Origin of the sequence: Foetidibacter luteolus (assembly GCF_009650435.1) — a bacterium.
Lineage (GTDB): Bacteria > Bacteroidota > Bacteroidia > Chitinophagales > Chitinophagaceae > Foetidibacter > Foetidibacter luteolus.
Genome location: NZ_VVIP01000094.1, coordinates 46,042 through 71,913 on the forward strand (window position 1 = coordinate 46,042; position 25,872 = coordinate 71,913).

A 25,872-nucleotide genomic window follows, 5' to 3' on the forward strand; every position below is an offset into this window, starting at 1 on the left:
ACCAACGTTTACCCGGTGGGTGCGTGAGGGATTGCAGCACAACCGAGAAAAAGCAACTGAATGTTGCTTTGACGAAGGTTGCGAACGAAGTTCTGCCCGACCCCTTGCGATAGCTTGGGGGCACGCCCTAAAAACCTGCTACCTGCTCATTATTCTCCAAAGAACTGCCTGCAAAAATAGGCGTCACACCCATTCCGCAGTTACGATTTGCACAATTAGTGGGTTATTTGGGGATAATGATGGTGCGGTACTGCGCGGCATAGCCATAAAAGGCGCCCAGCGCATTGTTGGATACATTGCCCAAAACTTTTATGGGCGATGAAAACGGGTTGCCCGTTGCCTGCCATGAATACTCCCAGGTGCGCCAAAAATCAAAAGTAGTTTTATCCAGGTTGCACAACTTAAGGGTTACCGTATCGCCACGCTTGTAAAAGCCATAATCGTCGCCGGTAATGTCTGGCCTTTCTTCGTTGCGGCTATAGCTTTTGTCAACCCGAAAGTTATAAGTAGTGCCATCTGTAACAAGGTCGTCAAAAACAGAGGTGTAAGGCGTATAGAAAGGTTCGCTGTTCACACTTGTCATAGCCCTTACATAATCACCATATCCCTTAGGGTCTGTAAAACGGCCCATTACCACGGCCAGTGTCCGGTCTTTCACATTTTCCGGCGGTTCCATCCACCACAGTGAATCGCAGGTTTTCTTTACGCTGGTAATCCTTGTTTCTGCCTGGTATTTCTTTCCGTCCGGCGTAGTTATGTGCAACTGGTAGCTGCTGTTAAAACGGCCAACAAAGGCGGTGGACAAATCGGAGGAATCAACCGTGTAAAAGTAAACGATATAGCCACTGCTGTCATCCGTTTGCGAATACTCCCGCAGCTTGTGTGTTAAAGAGCCGTTGCTTACTGTAATATCCGCATCGTGTATAAAAGATGCGGCCAATTCTTCCGGGTTAATCTTGCTGAAATATTTAAGCGAATTGGAAAGCACCACTACAGGTGGCTGGTCGTTTTCTATCCGTGCATCTACCACTACTTTGGCCGGCTGGTCTTCTACAGCCAGCTTAATCTCCTTCTCGCAGGAAGAGATGAATGCACATGATAGCAAAACCAAAAACCAAAACCAATGCCTGCTTTTTACCAACATATTGCCTTATTTTAAGCAAAAACGGTGCTAAACTGGCCTGCCGGAAAAGCTGTCAGCCGCTACCGTTTTTACTGTAAGTGTATTGCTGGCATAATGCAACCGTTAAGGCTAAAATAAGCCTTCTATACTTAAGTATCTTTCACCGGTATCGTAGTTAAAAATAAGCACTTTGCTGCCCGCGGGTATGTCTTTTACTTTTTTAGCAAGGGCGGCCATGGTAGCCCCGCTGGATATGCCCTGAAAAATACCTTCTTCCAATGCGGCCCGGCGGGTAAATTCGTAAGCTTCATCTTTACCAACGGTAATTACGCCATCCAGTATATTGGTGTGCAGGTTGGCCGGAATAAAGCCGGCGCCAATGCCTTGTATGGGGTGGGGGGCAGGGCTTCCGCCGCTGATAACGGGCGAAAGCTCCGGCTCTACGGCAAAGACTTTAAGGTTGGGAAATGTTTTCTTAAGTAATGTGGCCACACCGGTAATATGGCCGCCGGTACCAACGCCGGTTATAAGATAATCAAGTCCCTCTGGAAAGTCTGACAGTACCTCGGCCGCCGTTGTTTTTACATGTATTTCTACATTGGCTGGGTTATCAAACTGCTGGGGCATCCATGCATGAGGGGTGGAGGCAACCAGCTCTTTGGCTTTTTCAATAGCGCCTTTCATGCCTTTTTCACGTGGGGTAAGTTCAAAAGTGGCGCCGTACACGCTCATTAATTTGCGGCGCTCTACACTCATGCTTTCTGGCATTACCAGTATCAGTTTGTAACCTTTAACCGCGGCTACCATGGCAAGGCCTATGCCGGTATTGCCAGAGGTTGGCTCTATAATTACACTTTCTTTATTCAGCAGGCCTTTCTTTTCCGCGTCTTCTACCATGGATAGCGCAATCCTGTCTTTAATACTGCCGCCGGGGTTGGCCCGTTCCAGTTTGCTCCAGACTTCAACGGTATCCGGGTACAACCTGTTGATACGCACATGAGGGGTATTTCCTATCGTTTCTAAAATGCTGTTCGCTTTCATTTTGTTGCTAAGATTATTGTTGTGGATATATGATAAAATTGAGCAGCCGGGGCCAGGAATTTGTAGATACCAGCGTCCGGCCTTTCATAGCAGCCCAGTTGCGTCGCAATCCTTTCATCGCCTGGTTCAATGGGCGGCTTTTCAGACCCTTACAGAAGCCCGGGTTATATTACAAAGTTGATGGGTTCTTCCAGGTCCCTTCTGTCATTTACCACCGTTTGATTTTTGTGGTACACAATACTAAACGGCGGCACACTCTTGGTTATCCAGGTATTACCCCCAATAATGCTTTCCCGGCCAATAACCGTGTTTCCGCCCAGTATGGTGCTGCCGGCGTAAATAATTACATCATCTTCAATAGTAGGATGGCGCTTGCTTTGGGCATCTTCTTTGCGTACGGCCAGTGCGCCAAGGGTTACGCCCTGGTAAATTTTTACGTTATTGCCAATAACGGTGGTTTCGCCTATTACTACACCTGTACCGTGGTCTATAAAAAACGGGCAGCCAATACTTGCCCCGGGGTTAATGTCTATACCTGTTTTGCTATGCGCCCATTCACTCATAATGCGTGGCACCAACGGCACTTTTACCTGGTAAAGCAAGTGGGCCAGCCGGTGTACCATAATGGCATAAAAACCGGGATATGAAAGGATAATTTCTTCCAGCGAAGTGGCTGCAGGGTCAAATTCCAGTATCAACCTGGCATCAGTGAGCAACATGTCTTTCACTTCTTCCAGCGAGTTGCAGAATTCATCGGCAATGATTTCCTTCTCCAGTAACTGCTTTTTGTCAACTGATTCAATTAAGTCAATAAGGTTTTTCTGCAGCTTATACAAGGTTACCTCGTGGTGTTGCAGAAAAAGTTCAGGCTCGTCAGTTACAGGAAACAAATAGCAAATAAGCGATTCAGTAAATTGGTGAATCTCTTTGCTGGAGGGGAGGTTATCACTTAAAATAAAGCCGGGATATTTCATACAAATGCTTTCATAAAACAAAAAAACCCTTCGCGTAACCGGAAGGGCAGATTATATACGTACACAACAACCCTTCTCAACTGTGTAAACAACAACAAGTATTGAAAAAGGCTGCCTGCATATTTTTTAGATTGGCTACAAAATTAATAGACTAAATAATACAATGGCAAAATGTTTTGTAAAGCAAGGTTAATATCGTTACTCAGCCTGGCTGGGCAAAATATTTACCCGTTAACGGCTTTTCTAAGCTTAACAAGTTTTGCCAGCAAACCTTCCAGCAAGTCAAGCTTCAGCATATTGGCGCCATCGCTTTTGGCAACCGCCGGGTTGGGGTGGGTTTCAATAAACAGGCCGTCAGCGCCGGTAGCAATAGCGGCGCTGGCTATGGTGCCTATCAATTGCGGATTGCCGCCGGTAACGCCCGATGTTTGATTGGGCTGTTGCAGGCTATGTGTACAATCCATCACAACTGGTGCGTTGTGTTCTTTCATCCAGGGTATGTTGCGGTAATCAACCACCAGGTCCTGGTAACCAAAAGTGTTACCCCGTTCTGTAAGTATTACTTTCTCATTACCGGCGCCCCTTATTTTTTCGGCGGCAAACTTCATGGAAGGGCCGCTTAAAAACTGGCCTTTTTTCACATTTACAATTTTGCCCGTTTCCGCGGCGGCAACCAGTAAGTCTGTTTGCCGGCAAAGAAAGGCCGGTATCTGCAATATGTCAATATACTTAGCGGCAACAGCGGCTTCATCATGCGCATGAATATCTGAAGTGGTGGGTAGCTGGTATTTATCACCCACTTTCTTTACAAGTTGCAAAGCTGCTTCGTCGCCTATGCCGGTAAATGAGTTGCTACTGGTCCGGTTAGCTTTTCTGTACGAAGATTTAAAAACATAGGGTATGCCCAGGTTGCGGCAAATAACAGAGACCTTATCGGCTACTTCCATTACCAGTTCTTCACTTTCCACTACACAGGGCCCTGCAATTAAAAAGAAGTTTTGCTCATCGTATTGCTGGTTGCTGAACAGGTGTTTCAAAAAATTTTCCATCGGGCAAAGATAGCGTATAGTAATATGCTGCTATACATGGTTAGAACCCAAAGAGCTGATTTTAAATAAAGATGCGGGTATCTAAATGCATTATTTCGGGCAACATATTGTTAGTGGCCCCTGTTGAAAATAATCTGTAACAATAGCAAAAATAGTATCACTAATAGCCGGCAAAGCTGGCTATTTTAGTCTTTGCTTGTGTGATATGCATTGCCGCATTTTAGCTATTGTATGATTTCTTTATCATGCTACAATGAAATTGGCGCCGAAGGCGGCAAGTACAAAAGTTACCTGGTGGGAAAAGCCGCGTAGCGAACAGAACGTACAAGAGTGCGACGCAAGTAAAGCCTTATAGCAGCAATGCCGTTGGGCTACAAAAAAATTTCTTTTAAACATGTTTACCAAACGATAGCACGATGAACAGACGAAAGTTTATAGCTGCCGGCAGCCTTGCTACAGCCGGTTTTGCGCTTGCACACGTAAAGGCTTCCGCATTTTTACCCCAGGGAGGCAATACCTTGCCCAAGTGGAAGGGCTTTAACCTGCTGGACTTTTTTTCGCCCAGCCCTACGCCGACCAAACAACCTACAACAGAAGAGCATTTTAAATGGATGCAGGATTGGGGCTTTGATTTTGTAAGGATACCCATTGCTTACCCATACTACCTGGATATAGACCGGGCAAAGGATATTGTGCCCAGCGACGTGTATAAGATAAACACAGCAGCAACAGACCGCATTGAGGCACTGGTGGCCAATGCACACAAATACAACCTGCATGTTAGCCTTAACCTGCACCGGGCGCCGGGTTATTGTATAAATTCCGGATTTCATGAGCCTTATAATTTGTGGAAGGATGAAGAAGCGCAGAAAGCATTTTATTATCACTGGGGTATGTGGGCGAAGAAGTATAAGAACACCAGCGCCGGTAAAATAAGTTTTGATCTGGTGAACGAGCCCAGCATGCGGGAAGATATGAACGACCAGCATTCCAAATCAGGACCGGTACCGGGTGATGTTTACCGCAAAGTAGCAAAGGGCGCCGCCGATGCCATAAGAAGCGAAAATGCCAGCCACCTGGTGATAGCCGACGGCAACAATGTGGGCAATACGCCCATACCTGAAATAACAGATTTAAAAATAGCGCAAAGCTGCCGTGGATATTACCCGGGCGCCATATCGCATTATAAAGCGCCCTGGGCCAATAAGGATGTTAATAACCTGCCCGACCCGAAATGGCCCGGCCAGGTAGGTGATAAGTACTTTAGCCGGCCGATGCTGGAAGAGTACTATAAACCCTGGGTTGAGCTAACCAAACAGGGGGTAGGTGTGCATTGCGGAGAATGCGGATGCTGGAACAAAACACCACACGATGTATTTATTGCCTGGTTTACTGATGTGCTGGATATTCTGTCTGCCAATAAAATAGGTTTTGCCACCTGGAACTTTATTGGCGATTTTGGCCTGCTGGATTCCGGGCGTACAGATGTGGCTTATGAGGACTGGCATGGCCATAAACTTGACCGCAAACTGCTTGACTTGATGCGCAGGTACTAAGCGTTGGGCGGCAACCATACTTTTTTTGCTTTTGCCGGCTTTACCTGCTTTAATAAATTGCTATAGGCTTTGGTAATAAGCGTACTGTAAGAGCTGCTCTCAAAGCTTTGCATGCTGCCATCGGTTTTGTCAACCAGGGTAAGCTGCATACAGCCGTCATCATCCATAGAAAGGTCTATGCTGTATTTGGAAAGTATATGCTTAAGCTTGGTTGTATTGCGCATGCTGCAATGTAATTAAGTATAATGGTTACCGGTGCGCTGTGTAATAATTAACGGGTATTGATGATTTTAGCAGGGCTGTTTCTTCAACGGTTAGCGCAGGGCTGATAGTTGTTTGCAAAGCGGCCTCCATTTGCTGCATGTTGCGCATACCAACCACCGCGGAAGTTACAGCCGGGTGCTGCAAAACAAATTGCAGGGTAGTTGGTGTGGCTGCCCGCTGGTTAGATGAAGCCGCTTTTATTGCCTGGGCAGCTTGTGTAACCTGTTCAGCAGAATAGTCAAGATAAGGTGCGGCAGGCTTATCAAGCAGCAGGCCCTGCGCAACACTGCCCCTTGCCAAAACGGAAATATGGTTGTCGTGCAAAAGCTGAAAGCAGGTTTCTTCAGGCCGGCGGTCCAGCAGGCTGTATTGCATCATAACGCTGGCAATATTGGAACGTTTTACATACTCTCTTATTACGTTGGGCCGTATGGATGAGATACCGTAGCTGCGTATCTTGCCCTGCTGCAGCAATAGTTCAAAAGCCTCGATGGTTTCGTCAATATTATCGTCCAAAGTGCCGCCGTGCAGTTGGTACAGGTCTATATAATCGGTTTGCAATCTTTGCAGGCTTTTTTCAACGGCGCTCAGAATATGCTCTTTGGTGGCGTTCCAGCTAAGCCCCCCATCCGGCCTGCGCACATTGCCGGCCTTGGTGGCAATGATTACATCCTTCCTGCGTTGTTTAAAAGCCCTGCCAATGATTACTTCATTTTCGCCATCCTGGTAAATGTCGGCTGTGTCAAAATAGTTAATGCCGTTGTCAAGCGCCGTAAGCAGCAATTGCTCATTGGTAGCCGCATCGTTTTTTAGAGCCATGCAGCCATAGCCTATTTCGCTTACCCGTATGTTTGTTTTGCCCAGGTTGTTGTATTTCATCCCGTAATGGTTATGTGATAAAAGTACAACCGAAACCTAAGAGAGGCTGAGGCTGCTGCCGGCTTTTGTTATGTTTAACAGCAGATAATGATTATACTGGCGATTAGTTCAGCCATGGATAAAGCATACCCCAATGCTGCGGGATGCTGAAGTTGTTGTTGCGTAAAGAGATAGCGTACAAGTGTGCGACGCAACCGGGCCTCATAGTAATTATTCTGCTGGGCCCCAAAAAATCTACGCATGTTTTACCCCCTGCTTACTTTACTATAAGTGCTTAATGCCTGGGTTACCTTGTTATTGCACGGTACCTGCAAATTGTTTTATCTTGCGGTTTATGGCAAAGGCAAAAAAGAAAGAAAAGCCGGTTATTCTTGTAACAAACGACGATGGCATTACAGCGCCCGGCATAAGAGCACTGGTAGATGCGGTTAAAGACCTTGGCAAGGTAGTGGTAGTTGCGCCGGATAAACCTCAAAGCGGTATGGGCCACGCTATAACCATTGGGCAGCCGCTGCGGTTGCATGCTTCAACAACTTTTGGCGACATAGAAGCCTATGAATGTACAGGCACACCTGTTGACTGTGTTAAACTGGCGGTAGATAAAATATTGCGCCGCAAACCCGATATATGCCTCAGCGGTATTAACCACGGCGCCAACCATTCCATTAACGTTATTTATTCAGGCACCATGTCTGCCGCGCTGGAAGCAGCCATAGAAAGTATACCCAGCATTGGTTTTAGCCTTTTGGATTACAGCATAGAGGCAGACTTTGCAGGCGCACAGCAATATGCCAAAATACTGGTGGAGCAAATTTTGAAAAAGCCGCTTGACAAACACTTGTGTTTAAATGTAAATATTCCTGCTGTATCTGCCAGCCTTATAAAAGGCCTTAAGGTTTGCCGCCAGGCTTATGCCAAGTACGAGGAAGATTTTAACGAACGTACAGACCCCCGTGGCCGCAATTATTACTGGCTTACCGGCGAGTTTGTAAACTTTGATAAAGGCCGCGATACAGATGTGTGGGCGCTTAACAATAACTATGTTAGCGTAGTACCGGTTCAGTTCGATCTTACCCATTACGGGCTTAAAACCAAGCTTGAAAAAATCTTTAAGTAAACAATGGTAAAAAAAAATAATCTTGTACTGGGTTTGATATTGGGTATTATTGCCCCTTTTTTAGGAATGGCTTTGTTCTATTACTGGAAGTTTAAACCCTTAACCTTTTCAGAATTCCTTCAGTTTGCAAACATGCAGCGCAGCATTATTACAGGCATGGTAAGTTTTTCATTAATGATGAATGCCATTTTGTTTACCATTTTCATCAACACAAAAAAAGATCAAACAGCTATCGGTATATTCATTGTTACCTGCATATACGCAATAGCTGTGTTGATCTACAGATGGGCTTTCTAAAGGGCACGTTTGTGGGAAACTTAAACAATAACCAAAAAAATAGTTCTGGCTGCGGCCTTATATATGTAACGCAGTAAGTTTTTATTTAATCCTTCTCAAAACCATGTATTGAACAGTGTCGCCACGGTTTACCGCCACGTTCTGCATAGGTTTTACCCCGCTTACCGGGCGTACTTTAACACGGTAAGTACCGCGGGAATTTTGCACCACGTCTGTAACAACCTGGTTTTGTATAACGGTTTCATATTCTGCACGGCAACTGGCAAGCCCGGCGGCAGCAATACAAATGAAAAATAAACGTTTCATGCTTTTTTGTTTTATGTAGTTCAGAATTGTAACGCTTTCAGGAGGTTTAACGCAGCAGGAAACTGATGCCGGATAAAGGATGAAACGAGATTTAAAAAGGAATTGGAAAGTGTTTTAAAGCTTGTATGGAAATCTGTGCTTACGGAAAAAGAGGAGATATCACGGATATTGGTTGGATAATCAAAAATATATTCTTTAAATGAATGTTCCAAATAGAATTTGCCGTAAACCCGGGCTTTTGGCCGATTTTAAGGGGCCGTGGTCTTAGGTAGTGATTCCTGGCTTTTGTTCCGGCTTTTCACTGCAACTCCGCCACAGCCCCGCCCACACGGCCGTCAGCGGGGTTTCCGTTTCAATCCGGCTGCCCATCACCTTATGGATTTTTCTTCAGCTTCCCCGCAGGATAGGAGTTTTGCTGCCGGTTGGCCGTAATAGTAAAAGGTATAATTTTACTGATATCAAAATCCTGTATTATGAGGACTGCCCTGAAACTCTTTATGTCATCACTCCTGGTATTACTGTTAGTAAAATGCCGTAATGCAAAAGATGAGCGAATCAATATGAATTTCAATTTTAAAGCTGCAGAATCCCCGTTTAATGTTGCCCGGCCCAACGTCTTATTCCCTTCTGTAACCAGGCCATTGTCCTTACAAGGCGTTTGGGAATTCAGCGTTCCATTTTATGGAAGGGAACTAACCGTAAAAGAAAATGGTAAGTTTACTTACTATGACCGCGGCTGCATGGCACAGAGTTACAGTGAAGGTAACTGGGAAAAGAGTGGGAATGATTTATTGCTCACCAGTTTGGAAAAATACCGCCCTGCGGATAGTAAGCCTGTTTTTTTAGAAATGGCTGATTATAGCACACCAGAAGAAACGGGTTACGATACCTGTGAATCAACCAGCCTGGATACGGCCAGCTATCATTTTAAAGAGCTGGTTACATATACGCCGGTAAAATTTTATGTAAAAAATTCTTCCATTAAAATGTGGCCGGATACCGCTTATGTTTTTTTCGATAAGTCATTATTCAGGCTTGTTGGGGATAGCCTTGTATGCATGGATGAAAAACTGCAGTTGAAGGGGAGTAGTTTTGCTAAACGCTTTTAAAAAATACGTGTATTCAAAAGAAGTTTGTTCTGCTTCATTATTTTAATACCCGCTTAAATGCCGCCATGAAAAACAGAAAGTACAAGTGAGTGACACAATCCCGAAGTTTCGGGACCATGAAACTCAATCGCCCGGGCCATAAGAGAAAAATTATTTGCCCATCCACTTTTTAAAATCTGAAACTTTTTCGCGGCTTACCACAGCCTCTTTATCTACCGGGGGCTTCACCTGCAGCATAAGGCGGTTGCCGAAGTAGTCGTGTATCTGTTCTACACTTTCCACAGATACAAAGAAGGAGCGGCTGATGCGGAAGTAGCGGTCGGGGTCAAGCATTTCTTCCAGTTCGTCCATGGTGTAGTCAACAATAAACTTGCGGTTGTCAGTAGTTTTAAAAAAGTTTAAACGGCCATCGCTGAAGAAGTAAGCAATCTCTTCTACATCAATGGAGATGAGTTTTTGGCCGTGCTTTACCAGGAAGCGTTTGCGGTATTCTTTGGGCTGCAGTTTTTTCTGCAGTTCTTTTACCAGTTCATCCATGGCAAGGGCGGGTGTTACCGGCGCTTCTTTGCGGTACAGGTTGCCCATTTTCCGGTACTTGTCCAGCGCATTGGCAAGGTCTTCTTTTTGCACCGGTTTAAGCAGGTAGTCTATGCTGTTAACCTTAAATGCTTTAAGCGCATACTCATCGTAAGATGTAATAAATATTACCGGGCTGGTTATTTTAGTGCGGTTGAATATTTCAAAACTCTGGCCATCGGCAAGCTCAATATCCATTAAAATAAGGTCTGGTGCAGGGTTGCTTTCCAGCCAATCCACAGTGGCGGCAATACTGTCTGCCACACCAGCCACTCTAGCGGACTCATCTACCGTTGCCAGTGTTTTCTCTAATTTTTTTACGGCCAGTTCTTCATCTTCTACAATAAGTACGTTCATAGCTGGGGTATTTACAGGTTAAATAAATGTGCCTGGGCTGTTTTTTGTTTTTGTATAATATTGTTTTGCCAGATAAGCGGCAATATAACGGTAAAATTCTTATCGTCTTCCAGTACGCGAAAGCCGTCTTTGTTCAGCAACTCATACTTGGAGCGTATGTTCTCCAGTCCAATTTTGGTGGAAGGCGCCGCCTGGCTTTTCTTTTGCAGGTTGTTATTTATAACAAGCTTGTTGCCGGTGGTGGTAAATATGTCTATCAGCAAAGGCGAGCCTTTAGATACCACGTTGTGCTTAACCGCGTTTTCAACAAGCAGTTGCAGGGTTAAAGAAGGTATCAGGTACTGTTCGTATTTGCGGTCAACATCAACCTGCATTTCAAGCCCACTGCCGTAGCGGGTTTTCAAAAGCTCGTGGTAAGACTTTATAAAGCTTAGTTCTTTTTGCAGCGTAGAAAGGCTGTCCTCATTATTGCTGAGCAGGTAACGGTACACTTTGCTAAGTTCATTCAAAAAAGCGTCGGCCCTTTTTGTATCTTCTGTAATAAGCGATGACAAAGTATTAAAGCAGTTGAATAAAAAGTGAGGGTTTACCTGGCTTTTTAGTAACTCAAATTCCTGTTGTATGCTTAGTTGTTCCAGGGTTTCTTTTTCCTGCAGGCTTTGCTTGTATTTACGCAGTATGTAATCACCTTCCCAGGATGTCATGAAAATAAGGTTTACAGAAAAGCCAAGTATAATGCCTTTGAATATATCGCCTTGCTTAATATCGTACCCCGCTATGTTAAGCCTGTCGTAGAGCATAAAAATGGTCACCATGCTTACAGACATAACCGGTATGGCCAGGCAAACCAGCAGCAATACACGTTTGGCATTGTGCTGTATGCCGGGATAGCGGGTTTGTATGGCATGCATTAAAGCCACTTCAGAATACCACACATTAATGCCTATGGCATACAGCAAAGGAATGGCCACCTGCCATACGGCATTGTAGGTGTAAAAGTCTTCGCCGTACATGATTAGCATCATGATATAAGTAATTACCGGCATGGGCAGCCAGAAAGAAAGCCATTGCAGTTTGGTTGGTTTTACCAGCTTCATACGGCGTTACTTAGATGGTTACTGAATAACGGCACCTGCATACGATGGTAATCTTCATCAGCGCTGAATTTTATATGCCTGTCGCTAAGGAGTTTGTATTTGTTAATGATGTTTTCGATGCCCGATTTGTCAAAGTCTTCATCGTTCATCACCCGTTTCTGACGGTTGTTTTGTATCAGCACATCGCATTCATCGCAGGAGGTTATGGATACCGTTAATGGCGAATGTTTGCTAACTGTGTTATAGTTAAACGTCGCTTCGGCCAGCATCTGCAGCGTTAGCGGCGGAATGTTCATTTCTTTTTGCGCATCACTTACGTCTATTTCAAGTGTAATGCCGTCTCCATGCCTGGCTTTGAGTATGTAGAAGTACGATTGCAAAAAACTAAGCTCATCTTTTACCTTCACCAGTTGTTCTTCGTTGTTCTTAAGCAGGTAACGGTACACCTTGCTCATCTCGTCTAAAAACTTCTCTGCCTCTTCGGGGTTCTCATTAATTAAAGACGAAAGGGAGTTTAAACTGTTAAACAAAAAGTGCGGCCGCATTTGGCTTTTCAAGCCAATTAACTGGCTTTGCAGGTATTCTTTTTTCAGTTGCTCCGTTTCAAGCAGTGTGGTTTTCCAGTTTTCAAAACGCGATACACCTTCGTGCAGCAGCGTAACAAAAATGTTGCTTACAAAACCAACTATGTATGCACCGGTAAATGTTTTCTCGTTTAGTGTATAACCCAGGAAACCTATATAGTCGTAGCCCCAAAAAACCATGGTAAGGGTAATACCCGTCATAAGGGTAAAAAGGCAAATGGCAATAATAAGCCGTTTATTGGTTTGGCTTTCATGTGGCAGCCTGTTGCGCAGCGTAATGGCCACCCATCCATGCGCCATCCACGACAGGGTAAGAATAATAAATGTTACAATGCCAGCCGCCGCAAACACCGGCAACTCTTTAAAATACCTCGCACCAAAAAGGGCATAGTTTAACAGAACCGACATTGGAATGAGTACGGCGAGCAATATATAATTGTCTTTGCTGGTATATTGGGGCAATCTCATGTTATCTGCGACTATAAATTCCTCTATAGCAATTTAATGTCTTAAGGGTAAAAAAGTGCCATAAACACCACAAACTGGTATATCGCCGCACTGAAATGAGTATAATGCTGTATGAATTGTAAAAAAAGCTGTATGAAAAGTGGTTTTTCAATTGTGTGTGGTGTACATAACAAGGGGCTGCTGTGATATTATAGCTGTGCAAGAATTTTTTTAGGGGGTGTCCCCAAGCTATCGCAAGGGGTCGGGCTTTCCGCTCATACTCCGGCGCAGAAGCCCCGCTGCCATGGCCTCACCGGGGTATCCGCTTCAATCCCTCACCCGAAAGACAGTTACCGGTTACAAGTTGCAGGTTACCGGTCTGTTGATCTTTAAACGGCTAATGATTTGGTTAGTTAATGAAGCACAGGGGAAATTTAATAATTGCTGCAAACATTAAACATTGAACAACCAAACACAGAACAATTCCTACTTCACGGCGTCAATCCCTTTTGCAACCATAGGGTCTTTCAGGTTATTCACTTCAAAATAACCTTCGGTTCTCCATATCTGCCTTGCTATTAAAGCTTCCAGCCGTTTTAGCAGGTCGCTTTTTGCCGCTGCAGGTACGCTGCTGATATCTACAGAGTCTTTTTTGGCAAAGTTGGTTAACTGCTGCCATTCTTTTTCACCGGGTGTAAACTGTTTTTCAAACTCTTCCGGCGATGTAAATTTTTGCAGGTAAGCTTTATTTTCTACAAAGTAGTTATACACAAAATTGTTTAAGGTGCCCCGCAGGTACAGTTGGTTAATTTCCCTGGGCAGGGTAGTGGTATCAAAAGCCACAAATACATCAGGGGTAATGCCGCCACCGCCATACACCAGTCTTCCGCGGGGTGTTTTATAAGCCGGGCCTTTGGGTTTGCTGGTATCGCCTACCACCACTTCCCCATCGTGAAAGCGGTGTATCAGTTCTTCTTCATATTCATCTTTGCCTTTGTTGTAAGGTTTCTGAATATTGCGGCCCAGCGGCGTATAATACCGGGCAATGGTAAGCCTTAAAGCCGAGCCATCCGTTAACTGGAATTGCTGCTGAACAAGGCCTTTGCCAAATGTTCTGCGGCCAATAATCGTGGCCCTGTCCCAATCCTGTAGGGCGCCTGCGAGTATCTCGCTGGCTGATGCGGATGTTTCATCTACCAATACCGCCAGTTTGCCTGTTTCAAACAGGCCGGTACGTTTGCACTTGTATTCAAAGGAGGGCACATTACTGCCCTTGGTGTAAACAATCATTTTTTGGTCATCCAAAAACTCATCGGCAATGTCCGCTGCTTCCTGCAATATGCCGCCGCCATTGCCCCGCAGGTCCAGCACCAGGCTGGTGAGCCCTTTTTTCTGTAAACCTTCCAGCGCATACATGAACTCTTCGTAGGTGGTTTCTGAAAATTTGTTGATGCGTATAAAGCCGGTTTTTGGGGTTATCATGTACGCCACATCTACTGACGGCAGGGGGATAGTACCGCGGGTTATTTCAATTTTCTTCTGGGCATTATCCCGCCAAACGGTAATGTTTACTTTAGAATCTTTAGGGCCCCGCAACAGTTTTCTTACATCATCCGGTTTGGCGTTAATGCCGGCTATTTTTACGGTATCGTTTACCTTAATGATCTTGTCGCCAATTTCAACGCCGGCTTTGGCGGATGGCCCGCCCGCCAACACGTTGAGTATGTTAACGGTATCATCAAATATCTGGAATTCAACGCCGATGCCCTGGAAATTGCCCTGCAGGTCTTCATTAACCATCATCAGGTCTTTGGCAGGTATGAAAACAGAATGTGGGTCCAGGTGAGAAAGCACATCTTCAATTACTACTTCATTAACGCTGTCTGCCGGCAGTTTGTCAACATATTTGCTGTTTACCAGGTCTAATATTTCCTGCAGGCTGCTCTTTTTACTGTTGCTTAAAAAAGTAATGTTGCCACCTGTTTTTTCCCTTAGCCTGAAACCAATCCACATGCCCACTGTTAACACAACCGCCAGCAAAAGAGGCAGGGCAACCTGTAATTTCTTATTGTTCATAAATTGCCTTTGTAGCTTAATACAACAGGTGCGAATATCTGCATTTAAGTTTTAAGTTATCCTGTTTTGTGTGCGAAGCCTTATTTTTAACAGCTTAGCGGTTATTGATGGCGCCAGTGCGGAGCGATAAAATAAATCCCAACGTTCTTTCTGTTTTATATTTCTTTGGCAAATGAAAAAATTCGCTGTTATAGTTGCGGGTGGGTCCGGTAAACGCATGGGTAATGCTGTGCCCAAACAATTTTTGTTGCTGAAAGACAAACCTGTTCTTTGGTACACCCTCGATTCTTTTCTGCGTGCCTATGCGGATTTGCAGGTGATACTTGTATTACCGCCGGAGCATGTTGACAAGGGTAAAACTATTGCAGCTACATTGCCCGGCGGCGACCGTATTACCATTACCACCGGCGGCGAAACACGCTACCATTCCGTTCAAAACGGGCTTAAACTGGTAACAGCATCTTCCGTGGTGTTTGTGCACGATGGTGTGCGTTGCCTTATTTCTGTACCGCTGATACAGCGTTGTTATAACCAGGCTTTGGTTAAGGGAAGCGCCGTGCCTGCCGTTGCCGCAACAGACAGCATACGCATTCTTAACGGCGCCGGCCATGCTGTGGCAGACAGGCAACTGGTGCGTATTATTCAAACGCCGCAAACGTTTTTGAGCAATATTATTGTTCCTGCCTTTCAGCAGCAATACAGCGATAGCTTTACCGATGAAGCCACCGTTGTTGAAGCCGCGGGTAACGAGGTTTTTCTTACTGAAGGTGAGTATGACAATATCAAAATAACCCGGCCTGTTGATTTAATCATCGCGGAAAGAATAGTTTCAGAACGCACCAGGATGATGTAGGTTGTTATAGTATATAACACAATTACCCACACTTCGGTGCAATCAGTGGGTCTAACATAAAACGCAATCAATTAACGTTATCCTTGCCTTCTTTCAGCATTTCAACCACCTTTTCAACACTTACTTTGTTGCCTGGGTCCGGCGCCTGCAGCAAAGCTTTTTGAGCATACTTCAACGCTTCTTTGTAGTTGCCGGTAGCAGAGTATGCCCTTGTCATCCCCATATTGGTGGTAAAGTTGTCCGGGTGCTTATCATAGTTCATCTTAAAAGCTTCAAACGCTTCTTTGGTTTTTTTCTGTTTTAAAAGCTGCCTGGCATAGTTATGTATCTGCACTTCATTACCCATGGGTAATGCCTGTTTCATCAATGCGTCTGCTTCTGTTGTTTTGCCTAATCTTTCCAGCACCTGTGCCTTTGTTGTAAGCGTGGCAAAATTGGTTTCGCCAACAAATACGCCATTAATGGCGTAGTCACTCCATTGCAGCGCTTCCTGCAGGTTGGTATTGTTTTGCAGGCAAAACTGCGCGGCCTGTACCCAGGCGTCGGAATTAAAACCTTTATCAGTACGTAACTCGCGGCGGTAAGAAGCCAGTTGCTGGCTTACATAATCTACCGAAACAGTAAAAGGAATTTTCCACTTTTCCCAGTAAAGGGCAATGGTGGCACTGTTGGGCTTTTCATCTTCAAATTCATATTTCAACCATTCGGTTGATTTATCCTGGGCCAGTTGTTTTACAGGTACACGCAACACATCTTCAGTGGAGTCGTAAAAGAAACTGCCCCAGCTTGTGTAGTTTCTGGAAAAAATTAAAGTACACTGGTCCGGGTAAAAAGCAATATGAAAACCATATTTGCCGGCAGGCAGGTCCTTTCCTTCCACTTTTACATCTTCAGAAAAACTGATGACGGTATTTTCGTTAGCGCCTGCACGCCAGGGTGCTCTTTTGCTGGTGCCAAATCCCAGGTCGCTAAATCCGTAAGGCACCAGGGCTCCCCACACTTTGCCTTCGCGGCCTTTTACCGCGGGCCTGTCGTACTGAATACTAACATCAGTAATGCCTATTCTTTCACCTATCCAGGCCTTTTTGTTACCGCCGTCCGGCGCTTGTGTTAACTGGCCAAAAGAATGCTGGGTACATAGTATGGCAAGAAGAAAATATAGCTTTCTCATACATCATTAGTTTTTACCAAGCTACAAAGCTTTATACTAATTGTTCCGGCATTTTGATTAATGCAGCAGGCCGATGATGAGCGGGCATAAAAAAGCCCGGTGACGTACCGGGCTCAGTAAAAGATTAGTGAGTTATTTATTCTACGGTAAACTCAACCTGGTAATCGCCCCAGTGAAGTGAAACCAAACCACTGTTAATTGTATAATTCAGTTTTTCGGCAAAAGAAGCTGCTTTCTTGGGCGTAACGGTAACTTTCAACGCATCTGCGCCTTTGTTTTTTTCATAGTCATAGGCGCCCCATGTTTTCCATGTTTTGTTGAAGATGATTGTCCAGGTATCATCGGGGTTAATCAATGTAAACAAAGCGTATTTGCCGGCAGGCAATGGCTGGCCCTGTATTTTTACGTCTTTGCTTGTTTCAAAAACCGTAGCCTCGTTAGCGCCTGCACGCCATATTTCCCCTTTTTTAGGTTCCAGGTCTTTACCGATAGTGCGGCCTTTTACAGATGGCTGGCTGTAATCAATACTAACCGAAGCGCCCCCTGCTGTAGTGCCTGTGGCTTTGGCGGGCGGGCTTGGCCGTTTTGATTTATCGTCCTGGGCGCATGCCTGAAAAGAAGTAATGGCTATTGAAGCGATTGCCATTATTGCGAATAACTTTTTCATAGATTTTTCATTTTTGGTTTACAATCGTTGAAAATAGTGGAAGCAATTTTTATACCGTTGTTAAATTTTGATGAATGGAGATTTTTAATGTACATCGTACACCTGGTATTTCATATCGCAGATTTTTAAGATACCAGCGATATAATTTCATAGCGACCCAGTTGCGTCGCAATCACTTCATCGTTCTGTTCATTGGGCGGCTTTTCAGACCCGTGTATGTTGGTGCGTGGAGACACGCACCAAGGGGGCGGAAAATATCGAACAAGGAGCAGGGAATAAAGAACGAAATCAACAACAACATTAAACTTTGAACAAAAGAACATTAAACAGTAAAAACCTGTTGCACATTGCCGCATAGAGAACAAAGCGTACAAGTGAGTGACACAACCGAAGCCTCATAGCAGTAATGCAGCTAAGTGCAAAATAGTAAAAATGCCGAAGGCATTTATGCTATAAACTCAGGTTGGTTTCCACGCCTGTTTTCAAAGGATATGTTTTACCCTTCCACACAAAATTACCACTAACCGCGGTTGGCAATAAAACAGAAGCCTTTAGTTTGCCATCATTGCCATACTGGTATTTTACCTTTATTTTCCCGTTGGGGTGGGGCATTTCTCCTTCCGCATTTTTTAGCTGGCCCAGGTGCGGCTCAATCTTCACTTTGCCAAAGCCCGGCGCATCGCTGTCTATACCCAGCACAATGCGGAAGAACTCAATATTGGGGCTGGAACCCCAGGCATGGCAATCTGAGCGGGAGCGGTTAATGTCTGACATTTCGGCCCAGGTGCTCATGCCCATGTCAAAATTTTGACGCCATATATCCAGCCATTGCAGGTAGTTGTTGCCATAACCGGCTTTGGTTAATGCCAGGTGCACATAATATTTGAAATAGATGGTAGCTTCCGTGAGTAGTTTGTCTGTCATTATTTTGTCCGCCAGTTTCCTGGCGTCGTCCCCGGTAATCAGGCCGGTTAGTATGGCCAGCGTATTGGCATGCTGGGAGTAAACATCTTTCTCCTGCGTATCTGCCAATAGCTGTTTGCCGGCATCCCAATAATTTGCTTTTATGGATTGCTTTAGTTTACCGGCTGCTGCATTATAAATGGCGGCATATTCTTTCATGCCTGTTTCACTTTCCAGTTGTGCTGCCAGTTGATAAGCCCACAGCAATTGCAGGTCAAGCACGGAAGACGTGCCGTTCTTACCGATGGGTGCTGTGCCGCCACTCCAGCCTTTGGTGCTGCACCAGTCAGTAAAGTTCCAGTAAGGCGGGTTTTTTAAAGCGCCATCGGCCTGCTGGTATTTGCTGAAAAAATTAAGCACCGTACGCATGCCCTGCAGGTGCTGCTGCACAAAAGCTTTATCGTTTCGGTACATCCAGCAATCATGCAGCATACCAATCCACCAAAGCGAAAAGGTAGGTATCTCCTGCGCATTCGCGGTGGGGTAGCGGCTAAGTGTTATGCCTTCTGCCATGCGGGAGTTATCCAGCAGTGTTATAGCATTGCGCATCATCCTGTCATCGCCGCTGTTGTACAGGCTAACCAATGCCTGTATGCGGGTATCGCCTACATATTGCAGTTGCTCGTAGTACGGGCAATCCATATAGGTTTCCATAGCACATAGCCGGGCAGTATGCCAGCCGGTTTGCATTATCCTGTCCAGTACATTATCCCCGGCGTTAAAGGTGGCCTTCATTTCAAAAGGGTAACCGCTAAAAGTGCCGTAAACGTCATCAATAACAAGCGGCTCGCTTTTGGTTTCAACTTTCAGTTGCAGGTAACGGTAAGTGCGGTACCACAGGGCCGTAAACTCCTGTTTAATGTTTCCGTTAGAGATAATGCTGTCCTGTTTGCCCACAAAGCGCTTGCCTTCTACTTCATCCCGGTTGCCTTTTTGGGATTCTCTTCTCCAGTCGCTGCTGCCTTCATCTACATATAGCGCTTCGGCATAGCGCAGGGATAGCGCAGCACTGTCTCCTTTGCTGAAGATAATCGTGGGGTAGGCGTTGGTAAGTTTTGCCTGGTCCAGCAACAGGGTAATGGTTGAGTTGGGGGGCACCGTAATAGCTGTTTTTTTAGCCGGGAAACTTTCCGGTAAACTAATGCCCTCTGCCTTGCGTACTTTGGCCAGGCGCTGCGTGGTAAACTCCATTTGTGGAATGGTACGCGGTACCAGCATCCAGCCTGTCGTCCAGTCAAATACGCCTTTGGGCAGGCCATGAAAAAGCTCGGCGGCGCCGCTCCAGTTGCTGTCGTTAAAGCCGGCATTCATCCAGCCGGGTTGGTAATCGTTCATGTCCACCAGTTCTCCCGGGCCGGCAACGTAATAAGAGTAGATTAGTTTAACCGCCAGCGGCCGGTGGCTTTTATCGCGTATGCACTTCCAGCTTTTATCCGTATTAACAGCGGATTCAGCATCCGTATTGCCCTGCAAAATAAAAGCCGTGCGGGATGAGATCTGCGCCTCTGGTTTATCTTCCCCGTCATTCCATACAATAGCTGCAATGCTGTTTTTGCCGGGCCTTAGGTATTGCGCTATATCAACCGTTTCAAAGTTCCAGTGGTAAAGGTCGCTGCGGGCAGGCCCCAGCGAAACCATGTACCCGTTTACATACAGCTTGTAGCGGTTATCCGCAGACACATGTACAACAAAGGAAGCAGGCGCCGTGCTTAGCTCTAAGCTTTTCCTGAAGTGGTAAACGCCATATTCCCGGGCAGGTTCGCCGGGTACAGCAATCCAGCTTGCCTTCCATATTTTGTTGAGTATATCTTCATGAATCTTTTGCGCAGGCAGATTATTGCCAAAGAGTAAAATGGTAAGCATGCTAACAACCGCTGCCGAAAAATTTTTCATAAGTGCTAATTGAAGCACACAATATAAACCATCTAAGGCAAAGCTGTCAATCCCAGCAGCATGGGGACTATTTTATCAACTGCAAGGCGTTTAGTTCTGTGGTAATCAAGCTTATCTCGTCTGCCGTAAGTTTGGCTTCTATGGCTTTGGCGTTCAGTATGGCCTGTTGTGCATTACGGGCGCCCACCAGCGCAATGGTAATGCCGGGTTGTTCAATGGTCCAGCGCAGCACCAGTTGCGAAAGCGATACGTTTTTTTCATCGGCCAGCGGCTTTATCTTTTGCAAAAAGGCATCCGTACGGGCAAGGTTTTCGTCTTTAAAAAAATAAAGTGCTGCACGGTGGTCGCCTTCACTAAACTTATAGCCCGGTTTCATCTTGCCGGTCAGCAGGCCACGTTCCAGCGGACTGTAAGCCAGTATGGCTTTGTTGTGCTGTATGCACCAGGGTACAAGTTCGGTTTCTATGTCCCGTTTAACCATGCTGTAAGGCACCTGGTTAGATACAAGGCTAATTGTTTTCTCCGCTTCCTCCATCTGTGCGGCATTGTAGTTGCACACCCCTGCATAACGCACTTTACCTTGTTGTATAAGCCGGGCAACAGCTTCCATCGTTTCATGTATGGGGGTTGTCACGTCTGGCCAGTGTATTTGGTACAGGTCTATATAATCGGTGCCCAGCCTCTTCAGGCTTTGCTCACATTCGTATATAATGCTTTCCTTGCCGGCATATTTGTAAATGTCAATATCCTGGCCCTGGTTGTTCTTTGTTTTAAAACCGAAATCTCCTTTGTTATCATCCCATCGCATGCCGTACTTGGTAATAATCTGCAGCTTCTCCCGCGGTATATTTTTAATGGCCTCGCCAACAATTTCTTCACTTTCGCCCTGGCCATATACCGGTGCAGTGTCAATGGATGTTACGCCCAGTTCGTAAGATGCCTGTATGGCTTCAATAGCTTCTTTGCGGTCGTTGCCGCCCCACATCCAGCCGCCTGCGGCCCATGCGCCAAACGTAATTACTGATAGCTGTAAATCTGAGTTGCCAAGCGTTCTGTTTTCCATGGTTCTTTGTTTGTGAGCGTTTGCAGAAGGGCCGAATATAATAAAACCGCTGTCAATATGCCGACAGCATTGCAGGTAAGAATTTTCTTAGTGGTTATTTTGGGGCTTTGGGCTTTTGTTTTTCAACGCGGCACCTGTCCCGGCTTTTCGCTGCAAGTCCTCGCCACTCGTACCTCGTGGCTGCGGGCTTTCCGCTTCAATCCGGCAGCCATTCAGCTACAGGAATGCTACCGTGCCGCCCACATGATAGGTTGTGGCTACCAGGCTTACAATTGGTAATCAGCCTCAATACACAGGTAATAACTATTGTTGATTTTCCGCAAACCGGTAGCCCCTTAAAAAATCTGTAACCAGCATCCTTTTCTTGCCTTCCAGTTGAAGGTCTGTAACGTGTATGAACCCATCGGAACAGGCAAATTTTAGAAAAGTTTTTTTGTCTGTTTCCCAAGCACCCGGCTGTAAATTATGTTGGCCGGCTTCTTTTGTGCAGGCAAATACTTTCAGCATTTTTTCGTCAAGAAAGGTAAAAGCGGCAGGGTAGGGGGAGAGGCCCCTTACCAGGTTATGTATCTCGAATGCTGTTTTGCCCCAGTCTATTTTGCAGGTATCTGTAAAGAGCTTAGGCGCATGAGGAAGTGCTGAAACATCTGTGCCGGACAGTGCTTCCTGTTTCATTTCTTCCAGCTTGCCTTCTGCCAGTAACTGTAATGTTTTCACCAGCAAAGCGGCGCCGGTTTCTTTCATTTTGTCGTGCAGTTCCCCGGCTGTTTCATTTTCCCCAATGGGTATAACTTCCTGCAGCAGCACATTACCGGTATCAATTTCGTGTTGCAGCCTGAAGGTGGTTACACCGGTTTCCTTTTCACCGTTTATAATGGCCCAGTTGATGGGGGCGGCACCCCTGTACTTGGGCAAAAGAGAACCGTGAACATTGATGGTTCCCAACGGGGGCATGTTCCAAACAACAACCGGTAACATGCGAAAGGCTACCACCACCTGTACATCAGCCTGCAATGCTTGTAAAGCGGCGATGAATTCCAGGTTTTTCAGTTTTTCAGGCTGTAGTATATACAGGTCATGCTCAACTGCGTACTTTTTTACCGCGCTTTCGTTCATCTTCATGCCGCGGCCTGAAGGTTTATCCGGCGCTGTGATAACGCCAACAACGTTGGCGCCGGCCTTAACCAGCGCATCCAGCGATGCCACCGCAAATTCTGGCGTGCCCATAAAAACAATCCGTAATTCACCAAAACTTTTCATGCCGCAAATGTAAGTGAGACTTGATTAGCTGTTGAAGTTTGTAAAGCAAAAGGCATAATCCATGAAATATCCAGCCATTCGTTGGTAAAGCTGTGGAGAATGTTTTTCACTGAGTTAATATTACGCGAATAATTATTTCAATTAAAATTGCAAAATTTGCGCATGCTTCAGCAACTCCATATACAGAACTATGCTATTATAGACGAGATAGAGATACACTTTTCAGCCAACCTCAACATTATTACCGGCGAAACGGGAGCGGGGAAAAGCATACTGATGGGGGCGCTTGGCCTTATACTGGGCGAAAGGGCCGACACCGCTGTACTGATGAACCAGGAAAAAAAGTGTTTTATCGAAGGCTTTTTTGCTGTACAGGGCAAGCACGCTGTAAAGGATTTTCTTTTGGCCAATGAGTTGGATGCCGGTGATGAGCTGGTGATACGCAGGGAAATAAACGCCAGCGGTAAATCCCGGGCCTTTATTAATGATACCCCTGCAACCTTGCAGCAGTTAAAGGCACTGGCTTCGTTGCTGGTTGACCTGCACCAGCAGTTTGATACACTTGAACTTGGCGACAGCGATTTTCAACGGGAAGTATTGGATGCGCTGGCTGCCAACCACGATGCTTTAAAAGCGTATGCTGCTGTTTTCAGCAACTGGCAATCTGCAAAGAAGGAGCTTGGGCATTTGCAGCAACAAAAAAGCAACTTTACCAAAGAACTTGATTATTTCCAGTTTTTATACGACGAACTGAATGATGCTGGCCTTAAAGAAAATGAACTGGAAGACCTGGATGCCGAGCTAAAAATGCTGAGCAACGCGGAGGGTATTAAAACCGCTTTCTCGAAAGTGTATTTTGAATTAAAGGAAAGCGAGCAGCCCCTGGCACAAACCGTAAAACAACTGGCCAACCAGTTGAACAGCTATGCAGGCTATCACCAGGATATACCCTTGTTGGTGCAGCGCCTGCAAAGCAGTTATATAGAACTGCAGGACATTGCCGATGAGGTTGACCGTATTAACGAGTCTGTTAACTACGATGAGCAACGCATTGAGCAGATTAATGAAAAACTGGCAACCGGGTATAAACTGCTAAAAAAGCATGGAGTACAAACCACGGCAGAATTGTTGGCCATACAGGCTGACCTTGAGCAAAAGCTGCAGGCCGTGCTGAATATTGATGATGCCATTGCCGGTAAAGAAAAAGAGGTTGCCGGCCTGCTGAAGCAGGCTGACGGATTAGCAGAAAATATATCATTGTCAAGAAAAGCACAGTGCCCGCCGTTGGAAGAGCAGGTGAACGATTTGCTTAAACAGGTAGGCATGCCCAATGCAAGGTTAAAAATTCAGCTAAAGGATAAGCCGCTGGCAGGTGACGGTAAGGATGAGATTGAGTTTTTGTTCGACGCCAACAAGAGCAACCGTTTTGAACCTATACGAAAAGTGGCCAGCGGTGGTGAGCTTAGCCGGTTAATGCTTTGCATAAAGTCGCTGGTGGCACAATCTATTGATTTGCCTACACTGATATTTGATGAAATTGATACCGGTATTTCCGGTGAAGCTGCCAAACAGGTGGGCATAATTATGAAGAGCCTTGCGGTAAACCGGCAAGTGATAAGCATCACCCACCAGCCGCAGATTGCCGGCAAAGCGGATGCCCACTTTTTTGTGTACAAGGAGATAAAAGGTGATGCCGTTAAGACCAATATACGCCTGCTGAATGAAGATGAACGCATTACCGCCATTGCAAGAATGCTGAGCGGGGAAAGGCCTACGGCAGCAGCGTTGGAAAATGCAAGAGAAATGCTGATGAATTAACCTGCTTCTGCCTCTGTCTGCCGCCGAAGGCGGCAGCAAAGCTAAACTGTGGAAAAAGCCGCGTAAAGAACCCTCAGCACAAGAGTGCGACGCAAGTAAAGCCTCATAGTAGTTCCTGCGGCCGGGCCCATAATAATTCTCTTATTAGTACTCATCTTGTTCTGTTCCTCTCCACCACATATTCCAGCAACAATGCTTTATTGTAAGCCGTGCAATAGAAGTAATAATTAAGCCGGTTACAATTAAGAAATACTTGTTTGAACGGATTGGCCATTTGCGAACCTGCCCTTGCCTGGTAAAAAATAAAACGGTCATCCTGCCGCGTAAATGTTTCTATGGAGTTTATTACGAGCGGCGCCGGTTTTTGTCCAAGCCTTAGCAACGAAGTGTGCAGAATTACCTTATCCATAGGTATTTTGCATAACGCTAATTCATTGTACAGTTGGGCTACCAACTGGGGCTTGTAATTGTTGAGCGCCGGTATATCAAACCTGCCCATCAACCTGGCAAGGTGATACAGAATAACCGGTCTTCTTACATAGTACGGGGCAATGTAAGCACCCTGCCGCAGGTGTTCCTGGTTACTGAGCATGGAGGATGCCAGGTGTATTGTGGCGGAATCGTACCTGTTGAGCGGTATGTTGTTGGCAAGCGCAAAATACAGCACATTGGTATGAACGCAGAGGTCAAAATCGCTGTGCATTTTTTTGCCCAGGTAAGTATTATAAGCAGGTACCCCGCTGTATTTTTTAAACGTGCTTTTGTTATTTCTAAACCTGGTATTGGCAAAGCTGTCAATAAGGTTTTTCGCAAGCCGGTTAATACTGTCGTTTTGGTTGAGCAGGCCCATAAGTATCAGTACCGTGTCGTCAGCATCTTCGGCGGTGGAAATATGGCTGGTCAAATGCTGCGCCAGCAGCGTATGTGGCATGATAGGTTTACCACGCGGCCAGAAGAAATACAGAGGCTTGCCATCTTTATTCTGAAAGTATGTGTAAGCTTGTTCAGCATTTTGCAAAACCTGTAGGGCAAGTTGTAACTGCGGGGCTGAAAAACTGTTGGTTACTGATTGCAGCGTAAAACTGATTAAGCCGGTAAAGAAAATGCTGTTGTCGGGCCGGTTATTGGGCGGAAAGCCTGCAAAATGCCTGCGGGTAGGGAAACTGCCGGCGTAAAACTCACCGCCACCTGCTGTTACCTGTTCTTCTTTAATATCCCGCAGCAGCCTGGTGATAATGGTTGAATCCGGCTGCAGCGTTTGCGCAAAACTGCCCTGGCAGCAAACAAAAATTAGTAAGGCGGAGAAAAGGCGCATGGCAGTTTCATTCATGT

The 25,872-nt window shown here is 45.7% G+C and carries 24 protein-coding genes; 7 read left to right on the forward strand and 17 right to left on the reverse strand.

Annotated elements, in window-relative coordinates; translation table 11 throughout:
- Positions 1 to 223 precede the first annotated feature (223 nt).
- The 4 genes from F0364_RS27850 to kdsA all read right to left on the reverse strand — a co-directional run bounded on the left by F0364_RS27850 (position 224) and on the right by kdsA (position 4,187).
- Positions 224 to 1,144, reverse strand: coding sequence for a DUF4249 domain-containing protein (locus F0364_RS27850; protein ID WP_153801103.1), 921 nt, complete (start codon positions 1,142 to 1,144; stop codon positions 224 to 226).
- Positions 1,145 to 1,252: 108 nt separating this feature from the next.
- Complete coding sequence (cysK, locus tag F0364_RS27855; protein WP_153801104.1) at positions 1,253 to 2,164, reverse strand: cysteine synthase A; 912 nt, start codon at positions 2,162 to 2,164, stop codon at positions 1,253 to 1,255.
- A gap of 164 nt (positions 2,165 to 2,328) precedes the next feature.
- A complete protein-coding gene (gene epsC, locus F0364_RS27860; RefSeq protein ID WP_153801105.1) occupies positions 2,329 to 3,138 on the reverse strand; it encodes a serine O-acetyltransferase EpsC in 810 nt (269 codons plus the stop codon).
- Positions 3,139 to 3,362: 224 nt separating this feature from the next.
- Positions 3,363 to 4,187 (reverse strand): 3-deoxy-8-phosphooctulonate synthase, encoded by an 825-nt coding sequence (gene kdsA, locus F0364_RS27865; RefSeq protein ID WP_153801106.1) that lies wholly within the window; start codon positions 4,185 to 4,187, stop codon positions 3,363 to 3,365.
- Between the two features lie 416 nt (positions 4,188 to 4,603).
- Here kdsA and F0364_RS27870 point away from each other — a divergent pair, with 416 nt between their 5' ends.
- Positions 4,604 to 5,743, forward strand: coding sequence for a glycoside hydrolase family 5 protein (locus F0364_RS27870; protein WP_153801107.1), 1,140 nt, complete (start codon positions 4,604 to 4,606; stop codon positions 5,741 to 5,743).
- Here the strand turns inward: F0364_RS27870 and F0364_RS27875 are convergent.
- Both F0364_RS27875 and F0364_RS27880 read right to left on the reverse strand, forming a co-directional pair.
- On the reverse strand, positions 5,740 to 5,967 hold the full coding sequence (locus tag F0364_RS27875) for a hypothetical protein (RefSeq protein ID WP_153801108.1): 228 nt from the start codon (positions 5,965 to 5,967) through the stop codon (positions 5,740 to 5,742). The two genes, F0364_RS27870 and F0364_RS27875, sit on opposite strands and share 4 nt — an antisense overlap.
- 25 nt (positions 5,968 to 5,992) lie before the next feature.
- Entirely contained in the window at positions 5,993 to 6,886 is an 894-nt protein-coding gene (locus F0364_RS27880) for an aldo/keto reductase (protein ID WP_153801109.1), read from the reverse strand.
- A 334-nt stretch (positions 6,887 to 7,220) separates the two neighbouring features.
- Here F0364_RS27880 and surE point away from each other — a divergent pair, with 334 nt between their 5' ends.
- Both surE and F0364_RS27890 read left to right on the forward strand, forming a co-directional pair.
- Positions 7,221 to 8,003 (forward strand): 5'/3'-nucleotidase SurE, encoded by a 783-nt coding sequence (gene surE, locus F0364_RS27885; RefSeq protein ID WP_153801110.1) that lies wholly within the window; start codon positions 7,221 to 7,223, stop codon positions 8,001 to 8,003.
- 3 nt (positions 8,004 to 8,006) lie between these two features.
- Positions 8,007 to 8,300, forward strand: coding sequence for a hypothetical protein (locus F0364_RS27890; RefSeq protein WP_153801111.1), 294 nt, complete (start codon positions 8,007 to 8,009; stop codon positions 8,298 to 8,300).
- An 81-nt stretch (positions 8,301 to 8,381) separates the two neighbouring features.
- On the opposite strand, the gene F0364_RS27895 is transcribed toward F0364_RS27890, so the two are convergent.
- A complete protein-coding gene (locus F0364_RS27895) occupies positions 8,382 to 8,606 on the reverse strand; it encodes a hypothetical protein (RefSeq protein WP_153801112.1) in 225 nt (74 codons plus the stop codon).
- A 560-nt stretch (positions 8,607 to 9,166) separates the two neighbouring features.
- On the opposite strand from F0364_RS27895, the gene F0364_RS27900 reads away from it, so the two are divergent.
- Complete coding sequence (locus F0364_RS27900) at positions 9,167 to 9,715, forward strand: hypothetical protein (protein ID WP_153801113.1); 549 nt, start codon at positions 9,167 to 9,169, stop codon at positions 9,713 to 9,715.
- Between the two features lie 150 nt (positions 9,716 to 9,865).
- Here the strand turns inward: F0364_RS27900 and F0364_RS27905 are convergent, their stop codons facing one another.
- The 4 genes from F0364_RS27905 to F0364_RS27920 form a co-directional block, all read right to left on the reverse strand.
- Positions 9,866 to 10,648 carry a LytR/AlgR family response regulator transcription factor gene (locus F0364_RS27905; RefSeq protein WP_153801114.1) on the reverse strand — a complete coding sequence of 261 codons (783 nt, stop codon included), beginning with the start codon at positions 10,646 to 10,648 and terminating at the stop codon, positions 9,866 to 9,868.
- 11 nt (positions 10,649 to 10,659) lie between these two features.
- A complete protein-coding gene (locus tag F0364_RS27910) occupies positions 10,660 to 11,745 on the reverse strand; it encodes a sensor histidine kinase (protein ID WP_153801115.1) in 1,086 nt (361 codons plus the stop codon).
- Positions 11,742 to 12,737, reverse strand: coding sequence for a sensor histidine kinase (locus tag F0364_RS27915; RefSeq protein WP_207632920.1), 996 nt, complete (start codon positions 12,735 to 12,737; stop codon positions 11,742 to 11,744). Before F0364_RS27915 ends, F0364_RS27910 begins: the two co-directional genes overlap by 4 nt.
- A gap of 525 nt (positions 12,738 to 13,262) precedes the next feature.
- Positions 13,263 to 14,852, reverse strand: coding sequence for a S41 family peptidase (locus tag F0364_RS27920; RefSeq protein ID WP_153801117.1), 1,590 nt, complete (start codon positions 14,850 to 14,852; stop codon positions 13,263 to 13,265).
- 172 nt (positions 14,853 to 15,024) lie between these two features.
- Here F0364_RS27920 and ispD point away from each other — a divergent pair, with 172 nt between their 5' ends.
- The gene (ispD, locus tag F0364_RS27925; RefSeq protein WP_153801118.1) at positions 15,025 to 15,705 is read left to right on the forward strand and encodes a 2-C-methyl-D-erythritol 4-phosphate cytidylyltransferase; all 681 of its coding nucleotides are present in this window, start codon (positions 15,025 to 15,027) and stop codon (positions 15,703 to 15,705) included.
- Positions 15,706 to 15,772: 67 nt separating this feature from the next.
- On the opposite strand, the gene F0364_RS27930 is transcribed toward ispD, so the two are convergent.
- The 4 genes from F0364_RS27930 to F0364_RS27945 all read right to left on the reverse strand — a co-directional run bounded on the left by F0364_RS27930 (position 15,773) and on the right by F0364_RS27945 (position 21,462).
- Positions 15,773 to 16,876, reverse strand: a complete 1,104-nt coding sequence (locus tag F0364_RS27930; protein WP_153801119.1) for a DUF2911 domain-containing protein — start codon at positions 16,874 to 16,876, stop codon at positions 15,773 to 15,775.
- A 136-nt stretch (positions 16,877 to 17,012) separates the two neighbouring features.
- On the reverse strand, positions 17,013 to 17,543 hold the full coding sequence (locus F0364_RS27935; protein ID WP_153801120.1) for a DUF2911 domain-containing protein: 531 nt from the start codon (positions 17,541 to 17,543) through the stop codon (positions 17,013 to 17,015).
- A gap of 450 nt (positions 17,544 to 17,993) precedes the next feature.
- A complete protein-coding gene (locus tag F0364_RS27940) occupies positions 17,994 to 20,399 on the reverse strand; it encodes an alpha-L-rhamnosidase-related protein (protein ID WP_153801121.1) in 2,406 nt (801 codons plus the stop codon).
- A gap of 67 nt (positions 20,400 to 20,466) precedes the next feature.
- Positions 20,467 to 21,462, reverse strand: a complete 996-nt coding sequence (locus F0364_RS27945; RefSeq protein WP_153801122.1) for an aldo/keto reductase — start codon at positions 21,460 to 21,462, stop codon at positions 20,467 to 20,469.
- A 57-nt stretch (positions 21,463 to 21,519) separates the two neighbouring features.
- Between F0364_RS27945 and F0364_RS27950 the strand changes: the two genes are divergently transcribed.
- Positions 21,520 to 21,741, forward strand: coding sequence for a hypothetical protein (locus tag F0364_RS27950; RefSeq protein ID WP_153801123.1), 222 nt, complete (start codon positions 21,520 to 21,522; stop codon positions 21,739 to 21,741).
- Positions 21,742 to 21,765: 24 nt separating this feature from the next.
- Here F0364_RS27950 and fmt read toward each other — a convergent pair whose 3' ends face one another.
- Positions 21,766 to 22,722, reverse strand: coding sequence for a methionyl-tRNA formyltransferase (gene fmt, locus F0364_RS27955; protein WP_235921336.1), 957 nt, complete (start codon positions 22,720 to 22,722; stop codon positions 21,766 to 21,768).
- 162 nt (positions 22,723 to 22,884) lie between these two features.
- Here fmt and recN point away from each other — a divergent pair, with 162 nt between their 5' ends.
- Positions 22,885 to 24,540: a DNA repair protein RecN gene (recN, locus tag F0364_RS27960; RefSeq protein WP_153801124.1), complete on the forward strand. Its 1,656-nt coding sequence runs from the start codon at positions 22,885 to 22,887 to the stop codon at positions 24,538 to 24,540.
- A 151-nt stretch (positions 24,541 to 24,691) separates the two neighbouring features.
- Here the strand turns inward: recN and F0364_RS27965 are convergent, their stop codons facing one another.
- Complete coding sequence (locus F0364_RS27965; protein ID WP_153801125.1) at positions 24,692 to 25,870, reverse strand: hypothetical protein; 1,179 nt, start codon at positions 25,868 to 25,870, stop codon at positions 24,692 to 24,694.
- Positions 25,871 to 25,872: the final 2 nt, after the last annotated feature.

Excerpts from the sequence above, each read along its gene's own strand:
- kdsA (WP_153801106.1), bottom strand. The coding sequence starts at position 4,187 with ATGGAAAATTTTTTGAAACACCTGTTCAGCAACCAGCAATACGATGAG.
- F0364_RS27940 (WP_153801121.1), bottom strand. The coding sequence starts at position 20,399 with ATGAAAAATTTTTCGGCAGCGGTTGTTAGCATGCTTACCATTTTACTC.
- cysK (WP_153801104.1), bottom strand. The coding sequence starts at position 2,164 with ATGAAAGCGAACAGCATTTTAGAAACGATAGGAAATACCCCTCATGTG.
- F0364_RS27910 (WP_153801115.1), bottom strand. The coding sequence starts at position 11,745 with ATGAAGCTGGTAAAACCAACCAAACTGCAATGGCTTTCTTTCTGGCTG.
- F0364_RS27950 (WP_153801123.1), top strand. The coding sequence starts at position 21,520 with ATGCCGACAGCATTGCAGGTAAGAATTTTCTTAGTGGTTATTTTGGGG.
- fmt (WP_235921336.1), bottom strand. The coding sequence starts at position 22,722 with ATGAAAAGTTTTGGTGAATTACGGATTGTTTTTATGGGCACGCCAGAA.
- F0364_RS27900 (WP_153801113.1), top strand. The coding sequence starts at position 9,167 with ATGAATTTCAATTTTAAAGCTGCAGAATCCCCGTTTAATGTTGCCCGG.
- F0364_RS27965 (WP_153801125.1), bottom strand. The coding sequence starts at position 25,870 with ATGAATGAAACTGCCATGCGCCTTTTCTCCGCCTTACTAATTTTTGTT.
- F0364_RS27915 (WP_207632920.1), bottom strand. The coding sequence starts at position 12,737 with ATGTCGGTTCTGTTAAACTATGCCCTTTTTGGTGCGAGGTATTTTAAA.
- F0364_RS27930 (WP_153801119.1), bottom strand. The coding sequence starts at position 16,876 with ATGAGAAAGCTATATTTTCTTCTTGCCATACTATGTACCCAGCATTCT.
- F0364_RS27895 (WP_153801112.1), bottom strand. The coding sequence starts at position 8,606 with ATGAAACGTTTATTTTTCATTTGTATTGCTGCCGCCGGGCTTGCCAGT.
- F0364_RS27875 (WP_153801108.1), bottom strand. The coding sequence starts at position 5,967 with ATGCGCAATACAACCAAGCTTAAGCATATACTTTCCAAATACAGCATA.
- F0364_RS27870 (WP_153801107.1), top strand. The coding sequence starts at position 4,604 with ATGAACAGACGAAAGTTTATAGCTGCCGGCAGCCTTGCTACAGCCGGT.
- epsC (WP_153801105.1), bottom strand. The coding sequence starts at position 3,138 with ATGAAATATCCCGGCTTTATTTTAAGTGATAACCTCCCCTCCAGCAAA.
- F0364_RS27890 (WP_153801111.1), top strand. The coding sequence starts at position 8,007 with ATGGTAAAAAAAAATAATCTTGTACTGGGTTTGATATTGGGTATTATT.
- F0364_RS27920 (WP_153801117.1), bottom strand. The coding sequence starts at position 14,852 with ATGAACAATAAGAAATTACAGGTTGCCCTGCCTCTTTTGCTGGCGGTT.
- ispD (WP_153801118.1), top strand. The coding sequence starts at position 15,025 with ATGAAAAAATTCGCTGTTATAGTTGCGGGTGGGTCCGGTAAACGCATG.
- surE (WP_153801110.1), top strand. The coding sequence starts at position 7,221 with ATGGCAAAGGCAAAAAAGAAAGAAAAGCCGGTTATTCTTGTAACAAAC.
- F0364_RS27880 (WP_153801109.1), bottom strand. The coding sequence starts at position 6,886 with ATGAAATACAACAACCTGGGCAAAACAAACATACGGGTAAGCGAAATA.
- F0364_RS27850 (WP_153801103.1), bottom strand. The coding sequence starts at position 1,144 with ATGTTGGTAAAAAGCAGGCATTGGTTTTGGTTTTTGGTTTTGCTATCA.
- F0364_RS27945 (WP_153801122.1), bottom strand. The coding sequence starts at position 21,462 with ATGGAAAACAGAACGCTTGGCAACTCAGATTTACAGCTATCAGTAATT.
- F0364_RS27935 (WP_153801120.1), bottom strand. The coding sequence starts at position 17,543 with ATGAAAAAGTTATTCGCAATAATGGCAATCGCTTCAATAGCCATTACT.
- recN (WP_153801124.1), top strand. The coding sequence starts at position 22,885 with ATGCTTCAGCAACTCCATATACAGAACTATGCTATTATAGACGAGATA.
- F0364_RS27905 (WP_153801114.1), bottom strand. The coding sequence starts at position 10,648 with ATGAACGTACTTATTGTAGAAGATGAAGAACTGGCCGTAAAAAAATTA.